Genomic DNA, 15,243 nt, shown 5'->3' with positions numbered 1-15,243 from the left:
CGGCAGGAAGTGCGACCGGAACAATGCAGAGGGTGCGACCGGAACAATGCAGAGGGTGAGACCGGAACAACGCAGCGGGTGCGACCGGAGGGTCAGAGGGCGGAGCCGGTGACCACCAGCTTGCCGACGGTGTGGCCCGCTTCCAGACGGGCGAGAGCGGCGGATGCCTCGGCGAAGGGGTACTCCCGCTCGATCACGGGAACCACGCGGCCATCGGCGACGAGTTCGAGGAGCTTCGCCAGCACCTCGGGACGCGGCGTCGCGGCGAGTGGTCGGATGCTCCGCGAGCCGATCGACAGGAACACCGCGCGGAGCATCCGCGGGATCGGGCCGAGCACGTGTCCCCCGTCGCCCGTGACGAGCACGACCGTGCCGCCGGGCACCACGAGGCGCTTCAGCTCCCGCAACGGCATCCCTCCGGCGATGTCGACGATCGCATCGAATCGGCCGTCCGGCAGCGCGCTCAGGGGCGACGTCCGGTGGTCGAAGGTGCGCACAGCACCCAGCTGCTCGATCAGCGGTGCGTTGCGGTCACGGCAGGACGCCCAGACCTCGGCGCCGCGGAGAGCTGCGAGCTGCACCGCGAACGTGCCCACCCCTCCGGAGGCACCGATGATCAGCACTCTCGGCGCGCCATCGGCGCGAGCACGCTGCGTGAGGCCGACGCCCGCGAGGTCGAGCGCCTGCCAGGCGGTTCCCCCGGCCACCGGGAGGCACGCGGCGGTCTCCGGGACGATATCGGTCGGGACGGGAACGAGCCGCGCGGCGGGAACGCTCACGTACTCGCCGAGACCTCCGCCGCCGACGAGCTCACCCACCACGTCTTCGCCGATCTCCGCGCCCACGACGTCGGGTCCGACGGCGACCACGGCGCCCGCGACCTCCATCCCGCGCACCGGGTGCTTCGGGCGGGTCAAGCCGAACACCGGACGCACGAGCAGCGGATCGCCGAGCAGGAGGCGCACATCGCCCGCGTTCAACGCCGTGGCGCGCACCCGCAGCAGCACCTCGCCGCGGCCGGGCGTCGGAACCGGGATGCGCTCGAGGGCGACGCCGTCGGCCGGACCGTACGTCTCCCGACGCCACGCCTTCATCGAACGGCTCATGATGATGCTCCTGACGTGTCGGGGTATTCGAAGATGTCGTCGAGCCCCACGCCGAACGCGCGGGCGATCTGGAAGGCGAGTTCGAGTGTCGGCGAATACTTCTGCTGCTCGATCGCGATGAGGGTCTGGCGCGTCACGCCGACCGTGCGCGCGAGCTCGGCCTGGGTGAGTCCGGCCTGTTCGCGATGCGCGCGGATGGTGTTCGAGACGCGGGTGGGCTTGACCATCAGACGAGGCCCCGCCGGTAGGCGACCACCCGGGCGATGCCGCCGATGAACGCCGACACCGCGAAGCCCGCGAACATGGTGTTCGCGATCCAGAAGACATCGGCGCCGACGGCGCACAGCGCGATGACCCCGAGACCGGCGATCACGACGAAAGCCTGCTCCACTCGGCCGCCCATGCGGCTGATGTCGCGGTCGCGGATGTCGGAACGGCCGACACCGTCGGGGTCTCTCAGCCCCGCGATGATGCCCCACCCGACGCTGAGGATGATCGTCGCGACGATGCCGCCGCCGATCACCCACAGCATGAGCGGGAACCAGTCGACAGCGGTGAGCGGCCCTCCCCCGGCCTGCTGGAGCACCAGCACGACGTAGACGACCATCACGATCGGGCTGACGATGAGTCCCGCCCAGGCATTGCGCTCTTCGTAGACCATGACGACTCCGATGTAAAAGATTATTGACACGCTCAGCGTACGTCCGTCAGGGAGGTGTGTCAAGAATTCTTTACACCAGGCTCAGATCACGTCGCTGCTCCACGGGTCGAGGTTGCCGTAGCGGTGGGCGGTGATCGAGATCGACTGCTCGTGCACGAACGGCAGCAGCTCGATGCGGGCGGCGGCCGTCACCTCGCCGTCGTACACCGCCAGGTCGGGGTCGCCGGCGGAAGCCGTGGCGAGCTTCGCGCGAAGGGCGGCGACACCGTCCCGCCCGCCGACCAGCCGCACCCGATCGCTCACCGGCAGCGCGACGCCCTCGGGTGCATCGTCCTGTCGCAGCAGCCGCTGCAGCCACTCGTCGTCGCTCTCCAGGAACACCGGGGCATCCAGGTCACCGAGAGCGCGACGCACCTCGCCGGGCACCCCGACCGGGGTCGAGATGACGAACTTCGCCCCTGACCGCACACCTGCGATCACGACGCGCAGCAGATCCTGCAGTGCCGCATCGTCGGTCGCGCGGACCTCGACCGGCACCGGGCGATAGCGGAACAGGTTGCGCTCGACGCCGAGACGCGAGACATCACGGACCTGCCCGAACTCGCGGTCCCAGGCCAGCGCATCCGACAAGGCCGAGCGCCGCAACCACTCGAACGACTCGTAGGCGAGCGACGACTGGGCCGCCTCGATGAGGGCGGTGATGCGGGAGTCGAGTCCCCGCAGATGCAGCGTGCTGGAGGCCGGTCCTCCCGGCAGGGAACGCCAGGACCCCAGACCGATGAGGTAGTTCGGGCCGCCCGCCTTGGCACCGGGGCCGACGGAGGAGCGCTTCCACCCTCCGAACGGCTGGCGCTGCACGATGGCTCCGGTGATGCCGCGGTTCACGTAGAGGTTGCCCGCCTGCACACGGCCGAGCCAGAACGCGAGCTCCTCCGGGTCCTGGGTGTGGAGCCCGGCGGTGAGGCCGTAGGCGACGGCGTTCTGCATCTCGACGGCGCGCGCGAGCGTCGGCGCATGCATCACGCCGAGCACCGGCCCGAAGAACTCCTCGGTGTGGAAACGCGACCCCGGCTGGACGCCGACCCGCACCCCGGGCCGCCACAGGCGTCGGCTGCCGTCGTCCCCCGCAGCGAGCGACGGTTCGATCAGCCATTGCTCGTCGCCCTCCAGCTCGCTCAGCGCCCACGCGAGCTTTCCGGTCGGCTGGTCGATCACCGGGCCCACCTCGGCCAGCGGATCGGTGGGCTGCCCGACGTGCAGCGACCGCACAGCGTCGGCCAGCTGGCGCGCGAACCGGGCGGAGCGTCCGACCGGTCCCACGAGGATGGCGAGCGAGGCCGCCGAGCATTTCTGCCCGGCGTGGCCGAAGGCGCTCTTGACGAGGTCGCCGACCGCGAGATCGAGATCCGCCGAGGGGGTGATGATGATCGCGTTCTTGCCGCTGGTCTCCGCGAGAAGCGGCAGATCGGAGCGCCAGGAGCGGAACAGCGCCGCCGTGTCCCACGCGCCGGTGAGGATCACCCGGTCGACGGCGTCGTGCGTGATGAGCTCGCGGCCGAGCTCCCCCTCCTCTATGTCGACGAGCGCGAGCAGGTCGCGCGGCACCCCCGCCTGCCACAGGGTCTCGGCGATGACGGCGGCGCAGCGGCGGGCCTGCGGAGCGGGCTTGAAGACGACACCCGAACCTGCGGCGAGCGCGGCGAGCACCCCACCCGCGGGGATCGCGAGGGGGAAGTTCCAGGGCGGCGTGACGACGGTGACGGATGCCGGAACGAACACGGCGCCGGCGATCGCGTCGAGCTCGCGCGCCTTGGCGGCGTAGTAGCGGGCGAAGTCGACGGCTTCGCTGACCTCGACGTCGGCTTCCGCCAAGACCTTGCCCGTCTCGGAGGCCGCGACCTCGATGAGGTCCCCTCGCCGCGACTCGAGTGCGGCCGCCGCACGCAGCAGCACCTCGGCCCGCTCGGCAGCCGGCCGCCCACCCCAGGATGGAGCGGCCCGGCGCACGCCCTGCACGATCCGCTCGAGATCCTCGGGATCGGACACCCGTGCAGACGCGATCGTGGCGTCTCCCAGATCGGAGGCGGCGATGCGCTCGCGCACCTCGCGTGCCCACTCCCGGTTCGCGGGGAGAGCAGGATCGGTGTCGACCGTGTTCGAGAAGCCCGGAGCGCCACCGGCATCCTGGTCCAGCTCGCGCGCCGAGTACACGGCGGTCTCGAGGAACGCCTCGCGCCCGCCGTCGTCGGATCCGCGCGAGATGCCGAGCACCGCCTTGGTGAGGTCGGTCTCGGGCACCGGGGCTGCGGGTGCCGTCCGCACGGACTCGTGCACGGGCGCGCTGCGGTCCTGCATGCGACGCGGGCCGATGCGGAGCGTGGCGTCGGCCGACCTGTCGAGCGCATCGAGGAAGCGATCCTGCTCGCGCACGAACAGCGCCTCGTCCTCTCCGAGCCGGAACGCGGCGGAGAGGAAGTTGTCCGACGAGGCGTTCTCCTCGAGCCGGCGCACCAGATAGCTGATCGCCACATCGAACTCGGCGGGCTCGACCACCGGCACGTACAGCAGCACAGGGCCGACCTCGCGCGACACCGCCTGCACCTGCCCCTGCGCCATGCCCAGGAGCATCTCGAACTCGACGGCCTCGCGCACCCCCCGTTCTCCGGCGAGCAGCCAGGCATACGCGATGCCGAAGAGGTTGTGCCCTGCGATGCCGAGCTTCACAGCCGCGGTGTGCTCGGGCTGCAGAGCCCAATCCAGACAGCGCAGGTAGTTCGCGTCGGTGTCGAGCTTGGTGTCGTAGGTCGCAGGCGTCCACCCGTGCATCCGGGCCTCGACGTTCTCCATCGCGAGGTTCGCCCCCTTCACGAGGCGCACCTTGATGCGGGCGCCGCCGTGCGCGACGCGGTCCTGCGCCCACGCGGTGAGCTCCTGGAGGGCGGGGAGGGCGTCGGGCAGGTAGGCCTGCAGGACGATCCCGGCCTCGAGTCCCACCAGGCGCGGATCCTCGAGGATGCGCGTGAAGACCGCGATCGTGAGGTCGAGGTCGCGGTACTCCTCCATGTCGAGGTTCAGGAAGGTGCCGTCGGCCGCCGCCGTCAGGTACAGCGGGAGCAGTCTTTCGACCACCTCGTCGACGACCTCGTCGAACGCCCACATGGAGAGGTGGCTGATGATCGCCGAGACCTTCACCGAGACGTAGTCGACATCGGGACGCCGGATGAGCGCGTGGATGCCGTCGAGCCGTCGCCGCGCCTCCGCCTCGCCGAGCACGGCCTCGCCGAGCAGGTTCAGGTTGAGACGGGAGCCGCTCTCCCGGATCCGCTCGATCGCCGCCCCGAGCTTCGCAGGTCGCGCATCCACCACGAGATGCCCGACCATGTCACGGAGCACCCGACGGGCGATCGGCACGACGGGTGACGGCAGAACCTGCGCGACACCACCACCGAGACGCACGGCCGAGCGCAGGTACCAGGGCAGGAACTCCGGCACGATCGGGGCGATCCGGTGCAGCTGCGAGGCTGCGGCGGTCAGGCTCTCCGGGCGCATGACGCCGTCGACGAAGCCGAGCGTGAACGGCAGCCCGTTCGCGTCCTGCAGCACCCCGGCCAGACGCGCGGCCGCGGGGTCGGGCTCGATCGCCGCGGCTTCGATCGCCCACCGCCGAGCGAGCTCGACAGCACGGTCGGCGAGGGGTGCGGATGCCACGGCATCCGGCGGGAGATCTGACATGGATTTCAGCCTAGGTCTGGTGCAGTATCCTCCCGCCGTTCGAATCGCGCAAATGGTCGCTTTTCCCTCTCGGATGCCGTCATCTGCGCGATTCGAAACGGATTCAGAGCGCCGCGATGATGTCCTCCACCCGCTGTTTCGCATCTCCGAACAGCATCGACGCGTTGTCGCGGAAGAACAGCGGGTTCTGCACCCCCGCGTACCCGGCGGCCATCGAGCGCTTGAACACGATGACGCTCTCGGCCTCCCACACCTTCAGCACCGGCATCCCGGCGATCGGGCTCCCCGGGTCCTCGGCGGCGGCCGGGTTCACGGTGTCGTTCGCGCCGATGACCAGCACCACCGAGGTGGAGGCGAGGTCGTCGTTGATCTCGTCCATGCTCAGGACGATGTCGTACGGCACCTTGGCTTCGGCCAGCAGCACGTTCATGTGACCGGGCAGCCGTCCCGCGACCGGATGGATGCCGAACCGCACATCGACGCCCCGCTCGCGGAGCCGCCGGACCAGATCGGCGACGGGGTACTGCGCCTGTGCGACGGCCATGCCGTAGCCAGGGGTGATGACGACGCTGTCGGCGGCGACGAGCATCTCCGCCGCGCCCTCGGCGGTGATCTCGCGGTGCTCGCCGTATTCGGTGTCGTCGGAGGTCGGCGCCGCGACCCCGAATCCCCCGGCGATGACGGAGAGGAACGAGCGGTTCATGGCCTTGCACATCACGTACGAGAGGTACGCACCCGACGATCCGACGAGCGCGCCCGTGACGATCAGCAGGTCGTTGTTCAGGAGGAACCCCGCCGCGGCGGCGGCCCAACCCGAATAGCTGTTGAGCATCGAGACGACGACCGGCATGTCTCCGCCGCCGATCGAGGCGACCAGGTGCCAGCCCAGGGCGAAGGCGAGCACGGTGACCGCGATCAGGAGCCACAGCTGCTGGTCGTTCACGAACCACACGGTCAGGGCGACGAACGCGATGAGAGCCCCGATGTTGAGCCCGTTCTTGCCCGGGAGCATGAGCGGCTTCGACGACATCTTCGCCGAGAGCTTGAGGTACGCCACGATCGACCCGGTGAAGGTGACGCCGCCGATGAAGATCCCGATGAACACCTCGGCGTTGTGGATGCCGACGAGCTCGGGGGCGATCTCCGGGTGCGCGAGGTAGCCGTTCCAGCCGACGAGCACCGCGGCGAGGCCGACGAAGCTGTGCAGGAGCGCGATGAGCTCGGGCATGCCGGTCATCTCCACGACCCGCGCTCGCCAGAGCCCGATGGCCGCCCCGATCAGCACCGCGGCCACGAGCAGGCCCAGCCCGAGGAAGGCACCGGTGCTCCATGCGTCGGCCATGGTGAGGGCGACCGTCGCGACCAGCGCGATCGCCATGCCCGCGATGCCGTAGACCACACCGGAGCGGGCGGATTCATGGCGACTGAGGCCGGCGAGGCTGAGGATGAACAGCAGGGCGGCGACGATGTAGGCCGCCCCGGCGAGCGCGTCGACGGTCATTTCCGGCCGCCCTTCGCCGATGTCCCGAGTGTGAACATCGCGAGCATTCGTCGGGTCACCGCGAACCCTCCGAAGATGTTGATGGAGGCCAGCAGCACCGCGATCGCGGCGAGCACCTGAACCACCGGCAGCGGCGACGTGATCTGCAGCATCGCGCCGACCACGATCACTCCCGAGATGGCGTTGGTCACCGACATGAGCGGGGTGTGCAGCGCGTGATGCACCTTGCCGATCACGTAGAAGCCGATCACCACCGACAGCACGAGCACCGTGAAGTGCTGCGGCAGCGGGGCCGGGGCGAACGCGTTCACGGCGAACAGCGCGGCGACGCCCACCATGATCAGCGTGACCTTGCGGGCGGCGGACATCTTCTTCGGCGGTGCGACCTCGACCGGCGCCGCCGCGGCCTTCGGGGCGGGAGCGGCGGCGACCTGCACGGCAGGCGGGGGCCAGGTGACCTCGCCGTCGCGCACGACCGTGACCGAGCGCTGCACGACATCGTCGAAGTCGATCACCAACCGCCCGTCCTTCGCAGGCGTCAGCAGCGCCACGAGGTTGGCGAGGTTCGTGCCGTAGAGCTGGGAGGCCTGTGCGGCCAGACGCGAGGCCAGGTCGGTGTAGCCCAGGATGATCACACCGTTGTCCGTGACGACGCGCTCGCCCGCGACCGAGCCCTCGACGTTGCCGCCCTGGCCCGCGGCCATGTCGACGATCACGCTGCCCGGCTTCATCTGTGCGACATCGGATGCCGTGATCAGGCGCGGCGCCGCGCGTCCGGGGATCAGCGCAGTGGTGATGATGATGTCCACGTCGGCGGCCTGCTCGGTGTAGATCTCGGCGGCCCTGCGGTCATAGTCCGCGCTGGTCGCCTTGGCATAGCCGTCGGTGGAGGCCGCGACCTCGACGTCGACCGGGAGGTAGCTGCCACCGATCGAGGTGACCTGGTCGGCGACCTCGGGGCGCGGATCCGTGGCGCGGACGATCGCACCGAGACTCGATGCCGCGCCGATGGCCGCAAGCCCCGCGACTCCGGCTCCCGCGACCAGCACCTTCGCCGGCGGCACCTTGCCCGCGGCGGTCACCTGCCCCGTGAAGAAGCGGCCGAACTCGTGCGCGGCCTCGACGACGGCCCGGTACCCGGCGATGTTCGCCATCGAGCTGAGCACGTCCATCGACTGCGCCCGCGAGATGCGCGGCACCGCATCGAGCGCGAGCGCCGTGATGCCGCGCTGCGCGAGCGACTGGACGAGATCGGGGCGCAGTGCCGGTGAGAGCAGGGCGATGAGGGTGGCGTCATCGGAGAGGAGGGCGATCTCCTCCGCCCCGGGAGCTGTGATCGCGAGGACGATCTCGCTCCCCCAGGCCTCCGCGCGATCCACCAGCGCCGCACCCGCCGCCGCGTACTCGGCGTCGGGGTACGAGGCCGCAGCGCCCGCTCCCCGCTCGACTCTGACCGTGTGGCCCAGCTTCCCGAGCGACGCGATCGTCGCCGGGGTGGCCGAGACCCGCGCTTCGCCCGCAGGCTCCCGCACGATGCCGATGACTGCCACTACTTCCTCCTCCGCCCGTCTGCGTCGACGGGATCACCGGGGCGTCTGCGCCCCTGACTTCCCGCTCAGAGTACTGAGGAGCGCTCCGGAAGCGCCCCTCCTTCGGCTCTGTGACAGGGAAAGAAGCGGGGTTCTTACGGAAAGCGGAGGAGGAAGATCTCGGGGCGCTCCCCCGGCGGCGAAGCGATCGTGTTCGGATCAGGAGGTTTCGACGAGCGCGGCCTGCGGAATCGGTCGGCCGCGAAACCACCTCCGCGATGGCGGAAGGAACAGCAGCACCGATTGACCGCCGCAGACCAGCACCGCCCAGAGTCCGAACGGCGTCGCGATCAGCAGCGCCGTCATCGCCAGCGCCTGCACCACGACGACCCACCACATCCACGCGGTGCGTCGGGCGAGCCCGATGAGGATCGTCATGTTCACCAGAAGGCCGAGCAGCACCACGACGCCCCAGAGAATCGACGATGTCCCGTTCGCCGGCGTGGGGAAGGCGCGGAAGAGCCAGACCAGGATGAACCCGGCCGCGATCCACGCCGCGACGAGAGTCGCCGAGAGCAGCATCGGGAGGACGATCGTCACGGGCATCCATTCCCGATCTGCTCGCGGGCGCTCCTGCGGCATGGATCCTCCCGACGTCATCGCGCTCAACCGTGCTCGTCTCGCGCGACACCCACCCTAAGGTCCGCCCGCCCGGGGTGTCGAGAACCGCTGCTCAGCCCCAGACGCTCGGGGCCTTCACCCGCACGGGAGGGAGGGCGGATGCCGCGGCCCAGTCGTGCACCCACGCATCGATCTCCGGCACGCCCTCGGGCTTGCCGACGGCGGCGAACAGCTCTTCGTTGCTGACGGTGCCGCCGGTACGGCGCAACATGCGCGAGCGCACGATCACCCGCGCGTAGATCTCTCCGTCGACGACGGCCCTGTGCTCGAGGAACACCGCCTTGTCGTCGTGCCCGATGAAGCGCGACTGCACCTCGAACCGCTGCCAGAGCTGGAGCGACTTGCGGAACGTGACCGTCTCGCTGGAGACGACCGCGTACCAGCCGCGGTCCTTCATCGCGTCGAACAGCCCGGTGCGTATCAGCAGATCCCAGCGTCCGAGGTCGAAGAGCGACAGATAGCGCCCGTTGTTCATGTGGCGCAGGATGTCGATGTCGGTCGGCAGCGTGGTCAGGTGGATGCTGCTGACCGACGACGCATCGAGAGTCCTCCCCCGCCGCACGCGGCGGCGAGCGCCGAGGATCACCAGGAGGGTCCGCCAGATCACGTTCACGAAGAATGATCGTAGCCAGGCGTGCACGATTCGCGAACATCATTGTGCGAACCCTCCATGCCGACGCATCGGGTGTCATCGAACATCCCCTCGATTTCCTCTTCGTGGACGCCGCGCGTAGAGTCACGAACATGAGCGCCGAAGCCCAGCCTGAAGTCATCGTCCGTCCGGTCCGTGATGTGGATGCGGAAGCCCTCGGTCGCGTGCATGCGCAGTGCTGGCACGAGACCTACGACCACCTGATCAGCAAGGCGGCGCTGGAGAAGGTCTCGCCCCGCCGCATGGCCGAGCTGTGGACGCACTGGGCCTCGCAAGGCCCCGAGTTCAAGATGAACGCCGCGCTCGTCGACGGCGAGATCGTCGGCTTCGTCGGCTCCGGTCCTGCCCGCGACAAGGATGCCCCCGCGTTCCGCGAGCTGTACTTCATCTACCTGCTCGACGCGTGGCACTCGACCGGCATCGGTCAGAAGCTGTTCGACGCGGCCGTCGAGAAGGACGAGCCGCTGTACCTGTGGGTGGCCGAGGACAACCCCCGCGCGCACCGCTTCTACACGCGCAACGGATTCCACCTCGACGGAGCATCGCACACGGAGCCGTTCCTCGGCGAGACGCTGACCGAAGTGCGCTTCGTCCGCCCCTGACACACCGCCGCGCACGCACGCAGAACGGGCCGTCTCCCCTCGGAGGCGGCCCGTTCTCGCTGTCGGTTCCGGTCGCTCCGGCTCAGAGGCGCTCGATGATGGTCACGTTCGCGATGCCGCCACCCTCGCACATCGCCTGCAGGCCGTACCTGCCGCCGGTGCGCTCGAGTTCGTTCAGCATGGTCGTGAGCAGTCTGGTGCCGGTCGCACCGATGGGGTGCCCGAGGGCGATGGCCCCGCCGTTGACGTTGACCTTCTCGTGCGGGGCATCGAGTTCGCGCATCCAGGCGAGCACGACGGGCGCGAAGGCCTCGTTCACCTCGAACAGATCGATGTCGGCGACACTGAGTCCCGCGCGCTCCAGAGCATGCCGGGTCGCCGGGATGGGCGCGGTGAGCATGAGCACCGGACTGGCACCGCGAACGGTCATCCGATGGATGCGCGCGCGGGGCGTGAACCCGTGCTCGCGCACCGCCCGTTCGCTGGCGACGAGCACGGCGCTGGAGGCATCGCTGATCTGCGACGACACGGCAGCGGTGATCCGTCCCCCCTCCCGCAGCGGTGCGAGTCCGGCCATCCGCTCCAGGGACGTGTCCCGCCGCACCCCCTCGTCGTTGGCGAGGCCGTTCAGGGGCGCGATCTCGTTCGCGAAACGCCCCTCGTCCTGAGCGACGGCCGCACGACGGTGGCTCTCCAGGGCGAACTGCTCCATCTCCGCACGGGAGATGTCCCATTTCTCGGCGATCATCTCCGCACCGGCGAACTGCGAGATCTCCTGATCGCCGTAGCGCTCGCGCCAGCCGGGAGACTCCGCGTACGGGGTCGTGAAACCGTACTGCTCCCCGACGGTCGCGGCCGCGGTCAAAGGCACCTGGGACATGTTCTGCAGACCGCCCGCGATGACGAGGTCGTTCACACCGCTCATCACGGCCTGCGCCGCGAAGTGCACGGCCTGCTGGCTCGATCCGCACTGACGGTCGATCGTGACGCCGGGCACGTGCTCGGGGAATCCGGCGACCAGAGCGGCGGTGCGTGCGACATTGCCCGACTGCCCGCCGATCGCGTCGATCGCGCCGAGCACGACGTCGTCGATCGCGGCGGGATCGACACCGACGCGGTCGACCAGCGCCCGCAGACTGTGCGCCCCGAGATCAGCGGGATGGATGCCGGAGAGCGATCCCCCACGCCGCCCCACCGGGGAACGGACCGCGTCGATGATGTATGCCTCGACCATGATCTTCCTTCCGTCGCGGGAGACGCGGTGACGTCAGCGGCCCGAGACCTTGCCGAACGCCTTCGCGATGGGCGCGAGCACGAGGGGCCGGGCGGCCACCCAGCCGATCGCGATCACCACGAGCGAGAGGATGAACACCCAGAATCCGGTCCAGGTGACCGCGTCCTGCGAAGCGAACATGTGGTTCAGGTTGCGCAGGAAGCCGGTGAGCATCACGAGAGCGACGTGGGCGATGATGAACGCCACGAAGTAGAGCATGATCGGGAAGTGCAGCGCGCGCGCCCACTCGACCGGGTAGGCCTTCGACAGCTTCTCGGCCTTCTTCGGCCAGAGCCCCGACATGCGGAATCCGGTGATCGCCGCCAGCGGTGCGGCGATGAACACGGTCGCGAAGTAGGCGAGCTGCTGCAGGCTGTTGTAGTTGTTCCAGCCGTTCTCGTGCGGCCAGTCGAACGAGACGTACTGGAGGGCCGCCGACAGCGCGTTCGGGAAGACCTCCCAGCTCGTCGGCACGATGCGCACCCAGTGACCGGTCACGAACAGCAGCACCACGAAGATCACGCCGTTCACGAGCCACAGGATGTCGAGCGACTGGTGGAACCAGAGGTTCAGGCTGATCTTGCCCTTGGCGTTGCCGCGGGGCGTCCAGAAGACGGTCGGCCGCTTCTCGGTACGCACCTGGAGCCCGGAACGGATGATCAGCACCATCAGGAACATGTTGAAGAAGTGCTGCCAGCCGACCCAGGGCGAGAATCCGGGTTCGACCGCGATCCCCGGCTCGTACTCGCCCGGGAAGGCTGCGAGGAAGTCCTGCATGAACGGGAAGCTCAGGAGTGCGCGCACGAACGCGATGGCGGCGCCCGCGAGGACTCCGAGCGCGGCGGCGCCGAACAGCACGGCGATGGCCTGGGGCCACGTCGGACGGCGTCGACCGGTCGCAGCGGCGGGTGCCTCGGCGATGCGACGTGGCGCGCGCCCGTTCCAGACCGTGCGCGTCCACGGCAGCGGGGTCGCGACGTCGGCAATGGCGGGTGCGGTCTCGGCCACGGCCACCGCGGTCACGGGCGCCGCGACGACCGGGGTGCTCTCCGGTCCGGTGCTCTCCGGTCCGGTGCTCTCAGGAGCGATCGGCGCCGGAGCCACGGGCTCGACGGATGCCGCGACAGCGTGTGTGCGCGGGACGGTGTCTGCGGCGGGCCACGGCTCGCCGCCGACCACTCGGGGCAGGCCACGACGGACACCGCCTGCGGCAGCGATCGGCGCTTCGAGTGCGCTGACGGCGCGCGAGGGTGCGGTCGGGGGTGCGGTCGAGGCACGAGCCGTCGCCGGTGCGCTCCCGGTCGCCGAAGATGCGGGAACTGCTGCCGCGACGGCCGATACCGGCTGCGTCGCCTGCGGAGCGGGGGCCGCCGCGGCGGCGGCGGGAGCGCCGGCGACCGATGGCGGCCAGGGCTCTCCGCCCGGCACGCGTGGCAGGCCGCGACGGATTCGCGCGGCCCCGGCGGTCGCCGCGGGAGCAGGGCTCCTGGTCGGCGCTGCGGTGGCCACGGCTGCCTGATCCACCGCAACGGCGGAATCGGCGGCGGCGACATCCGGCGTCGCCGCATGCTCGACCTCTGTCGACGTCGGAGCCTCGGTTGCCACGGCAACCGCCGGCTCCTCCACAGCCGCCGCATCGGCGGGGGGCCAGGGCTCCCCGCCCGGTACACGCGGCAGACCGCGTCGCAGCATCCGCGTCGCCATGGCTACTTCTTCCGCGCCTCGAGGGCGGCGATCACCTGCGGCACCACCGCGAACACGTCGCCGACGATCCCGAAGTCCGCCACGTCGAAGATCGGCGCCTCGGGGTCCTTGTTGATCGCGACGATGTTCTTCGACGTCTGCATGCCGGCACGATGCTGGATGGCGCCGGATATGCCGAGGGCGACATACAGCTGCGGAGACACCGAGACACCGGTCTGGCCGACCTGATGCGACTGCGGGATGTACCCCGCGTCGACGGCGGCCCTGGAGGCACCCACCGCGGCACCGAGCGCATCGGCGAGCTCTTCGACGAGCACGAACTTCTCCTTCGAGGCGAGACCTCGACCGCCGGAGACCACACGCGTGGCTCCGCGCAGGTCGGGACGGGACGAGGCGACCTCGACCGCCTCGACCGGACCGGCCGTCGCCGCGACCGCACCGGACGGGGTGACGTCGAGCACCTCGACCGAGTGCGACGGCACGGCCTCGGCGCGCGCGTCCACCGCGCCCTGGCGCACCGTGATCACCGGAGTGCCGAACGTGGGTGCCGAATCGACGAGGTAGGCCCCGCCGTAGACCGAGTGGTGGACGACGACACCCTCGTCATCGCGCGACACTCCGACCGCGTCGACCGACAGTGCGCTCTTCGTGCGCACCGCGAATCGTCCGGCCACGTCGCGTCCGGAGATCGAGTTCGAGATCAGCACGGCGTCGGGGCGCACCTGGGCGGCGGCCGCCTGCAGGGCGTCCACGATCGGCACGGTCAATGCCGTCGGCTCCCCGTCGGCGGTCAGCACCACCGATGCCCCCGCCGCAGCGGCCTGATCCACCGCGGCCGGACTGCCGCCCACGATCAGCGCGACCGGCGTGCCGATCGTCGAAGCCGCGCCGATGAGCGCCGCCGTGCTGCTCGCGACGTAGCCGGAGGGGTCGACGTCGACGAGGACGAGGATCGGGTTCTCGGAGGATGTCATCTCACACCAGCCTGTTCTGCACGAGGTAGTCGACGAGCTTGTCGGCCGCGTCACCCTCATCGGTGATCTTCACGCCGGCCGCCCGCGGGGGCTTCTCCGACACAGTGGTCATGATGGTGCGCGGAGCGACGGACGGATCCGCCGAAACGTCGAGGTCGGCGAGCGCGAGCACCTCGAGCGGCTTCTTCTTGGCCGCCATGATGCCCTTGAAGTTGGGGAACCGCGCGTCGGGAAGCGCCTCGGTGATCGAGATCACGGCGGGCAGCGGCGCCGAGACCGGCTGGCTGCCGGCATCCGAGCCACGGACGCCCGAGACGCCGTCGGCGGTGATCTCGACCGACGTGAGCGCGGTGGCCTGCGCGAATCCGAGGTGTTCGGCCAACATCGCGGGAATGACGCCGCCGGAACCGTCGGTCGACAGGTTGCCCGTGATCACGAGGTCGGGGGCGCCGCGGCGGATCGCGGCGGCGAGGACCTCGGCGGTGAGACCGAGGTCGGCACCGACGAGCTGCTCGTCGGCGATGTGCACGGCCGAGCCCGCACCGATCGCGAGCGCCCGGCGCACGGATGCGGTCGAGCCCTCCGGAGCCATCGAGACCGCCACCACCTCGGTGCCGTCGTTCTTGTCGGCGTAGCTGAGCGCCACTTCGAGCGCCCGCTCCGTGATCTCGTCGAGGACCACGTCACCCGCCGCACGATCGGCGAGGCCGGTCTCGAGATTCAGCTTGCGATCGCCATAGGTGTCCGGCACCTCTTTGACCAGGACGAAGATCTTCATCGATTGCTCCTCACGACTGCTGCAATTCTAGACCGCGATACTGAGTTCCA

At 69.9% G+C, this 15,243-nt stretch carries 13 protein-coding genes; 1 reads left to right on the top strand and 12 read right to left on the bottom strand.

The genetic code is table 11. From position 1 onward, the window contains the following. Positions 1 to 92: 92 nt before the first annotated feature. The 8 genes from L687_RS34255 to L687_RS34220 form a co-directional block, all read right to left on the bottom strand. A complete protein-coding gene (locus L687_RS34255) occupies positions 93 to 1,106 on the bottom strand; it encodes an NAD(P)-dependent alcohol dehydrogenase (RefSeq protein WP_021200352.1) in 1,014 nt (337 codons plus the stop codon). Then, positions 1,103 to 1,333, bottom strand: a complete 231-nt coding sequence (locus L687_RS34250; protein ID WP_021200351.1) for a helix-turn-helix transcriptional regulator — start codon at positions 1,331 to 1,333, stop codon at positions 1,103 to 1,105. Before L687_RS34250 ends, L687_RS34255 begins: the two co-directional genes overlap by 4 nt. Next, positions 1,333 to 1,767 (bottom strand): hypothetical protein, encoded by a 435-nt coding sequence (locus tag L687_RS34245; protein WP_021200350.1) that lies wholly within the window; start codon positions 1,765 to 1,767, stop codon positions 1,333 to 1,335. Before L687_RS34245 ends, L687_RS34250 begins: the two co-directional genes overlap by 1 nt. An 81-nt stretch (positions 1,768 to 1,848) precedes the next feature. Next, positions 1,849 to 5,499, bottom strand: a complete 3,651-nt coding sequence (locus L687_RS34240; protein ID WP_021200349.1) for a proline dehydrogenase family protein — start codon at positions 5,497 to 5,499, stop codon at positions 1,849 to 1,851. Positions 5,500 to 5,602: 103 nt separating this feature from the next. Continuing rightward, on the bottom strand, positions 5,603 to 7,000 hold the full coding sequence (gene pntB, locus L687_RS34235; protein ID WP_021200348.1) for a Re/Si-specific NAD(P)(+) transhydrogenase subunit beta: 1,398 nt from the start codon (positions 6,998 to 7,000) through the stop codon (positions 5,603 to 5,605). Then, positions 6,997 to 8,550 (bottom strand): Re/Si-specific NAD(P)(+) transhydrogenase subunit alpha, encoded by a 1,554-nt coding sequence (locus tag L687_RS34230; protein WP_021200347.1) that lies wholly within the window; start codon positions 8,548 to 8,550, stop codon positions 6,997 to 6,999. The genes pntB and L687_RS34230 overlap by 4 nt, the downstream gene beginning before the upstream one ends. 198 nt (positions 8,551 to 8,748) lie before the next feature. Next, entirely contained in the window at positions 8,749 to 9,129 is a 381-nt protein-coding gene (locus L687_RS34225; protein WP_167540702.1) for a hypothetical protein, read from the bottom strand. Between the two features lie 133 nt (positions 9,130 to 9,262). Beyond that, the gene (locus L687_RS34220) at positions 9,263 to 9,823 is read right to left on the bottom strand and encodes an acyl-CoA thioesterase (protein WP_021200345.1); all 561 of its coding nucleotides are present in this window, start codon (positions 9,821 to 9,823) and stop codon (positions 9,263 to 9,265) included. Between the two features lie 131 nt (positions 9,824 to 9,954). Between L687_RS34220 and L687_RS0121715 the strand changes: the two genes are divergently transcribed. Continuing rightward, the gene (locus tag L687_RS0121715; RefSeq protein WP_029267742.1) at positions 9,955 to 10,464 is read left to right on the top strand and encodes a GNAT family N-acetyltransferase; all 510 of its coding nucleotides are present in this window, start codon (positions 9,955 to 9,957) and stop codon (positions 10,462 to 10,464) included. 82 nt (positions 10,465 to 10,546) lie between these two features. On the opposite strand, the gene L687_RS34215 is transcribed toward L687_RS0121715, so the two are convergent. Genes L687_RS34215 through L687_RS34200 form a run of 4 tightly spaced genes read right to left on the bottom strand, consistent with a single transcriptional unit; the run spans position 10,547 to position 15,193 of the window. Beyond that, positions 10,547 to 11,698: an acetyl-CoA C-acetyltransferase gene (locus tag L687_RS34215; RefSeq protein ID WP_021200343.1), complete on the bottom strand. Its 1,152-nt coding sequence runs from the start codon at positions 11,696 to 11,698 to the stop codon at positions 10,547 to 10,549. 33 nt (positions 11,699 to 11,731) lie between these two features. Next, positions 11,732 to 13,441: a cytochrome b/b6 domain-containing protein gene (locus L687_RS34210; protein ID WP_021200342.1), complete on the bottom strand. Its 1,710-nt coding sequence runs from the start codon at positions 13,439 to 13,441 to the stop codon at positions 11,732 to 11,734. Between the two features lie 2 nt (positions 13,442 to 13,443). Beyond that, positions 13,444 to 14,415: an electron transfer flavoprotein subunit alpha/FixB family protein gene (locus tag L687_RS34205; RefSeq protein ID WP_021200341.1), complete on the bottom strand. Its 972-nt coding sequence runs from the start codon at positions 14,413 to 14,415 to the stop codon at positions 13,444 to 13,446. Between the two features lies 1 nt (position 14,416). Continuing rightward, positions 14,417 to 15,193 carry an electron transfer flavoprotein subunit beta/FixA family protein gene (locus L687_RS34200; RefSeq protein ID WP_021200340.1) on the bottom strand — a complete coding sequence of 259 codons (777 nt, stop codon included), beginning with the start codon at positions 15,191 to 15,193 and terminating at the stop codon, positions 14,417 to 14,419. Between the last annotated feature and the right edge of the window lie 50 nt (positions 15,194 to 15,243).

The organism is Microbacterium maritypicum MF109 (genome assembly GCF_000455825.1).
In the GTDB taxonomy this organism is placed as follows: domain Bacteria; phylum Actinomycetota; class Actinomycetes; order Actinomycetales; family Microbacteriaceae; genus Microbacterium; species Microbacterium maritypicum_A.
Note: the sequence above shows the minus strand (reverse complement) of the source record. Positions and strands in the feature narration are given on the sequence as shown.

Excerpts from the sequence above, each read along its gene's own strand:
- L687_RS34255 (WP_021200352.1), bottom strand. The coding sequence starts at position 1,106 with ATGAGCCGTTCGATGAAGGCGTGGCGTCGGGAGACGTACGGTCCGGCC.
- L687_RS34250 (WP_021200351.1), bottom strand. The coding sequence starts at position 1,333 with ATGGTCAAGCCCACCCGCGTCTCGAACACCATCCGCGCGCATCGCGAA.
- L687_RS34245 (WP_021200350.1), bottom strand. The coding sequence starts at position 1,767 with ATGGTCTACGAAGAGCGCAATGCCTGGGCGGGACTCATCGTCAGCCCG.
- L687_RS34240 (WP_021200349.1), bottom strand. The coding sequence starts at position 5,499 with ATGTCAGATCTCCCGCCGGATGCCGTGGCATCCGCACCCCTCGCCGAC.
- pntB (WP_021200348.1), bottom strand. The coding sequence starts at position 7,000 with ATGACCGTCGACGCGCTCGCCGGGGCGGCCTACATCGTCGCCGCCCTG.
- L687_RS0121715 (WP_029267742.1), top strand. The coding sequence starts at position 9,955 with ATGAGCGCCGAAGCCCAGCCTGAAGTCATCGTCCGTCCGGTCCGTGAT.
- L687_RS34215 (WP_021200343.1), bottom strand. The coding sequence starts at position 11,698 with ATGGTCGAGGCATACATCATCGACGCGGTCCGTTCCCCGGTGGGGCGG.
- L687_RS34210 (WP_021200342.1), bottom strand. The coding sequence starts at position 13,441 with ATGGCGACGCGGATGCTGCGACGCGGTCTGCCGCGTGTACCGGGCGGG.
- L687_RS34205 (WP_021200341.1), bottom strand. The coding sequence starts at position 14,415 with ATGACATCCTCCGAGAACCCGATCCTCGTCCTCGTCGACGTCGACCCC.
- L687_RS34200 (WP_021200340.1), bottom strand. The coding sequence starts at position 15,193 with ATGAAGATCTTCGTCCTGGTCAAAGAGGTGCCGGACACCTATGGCGAT.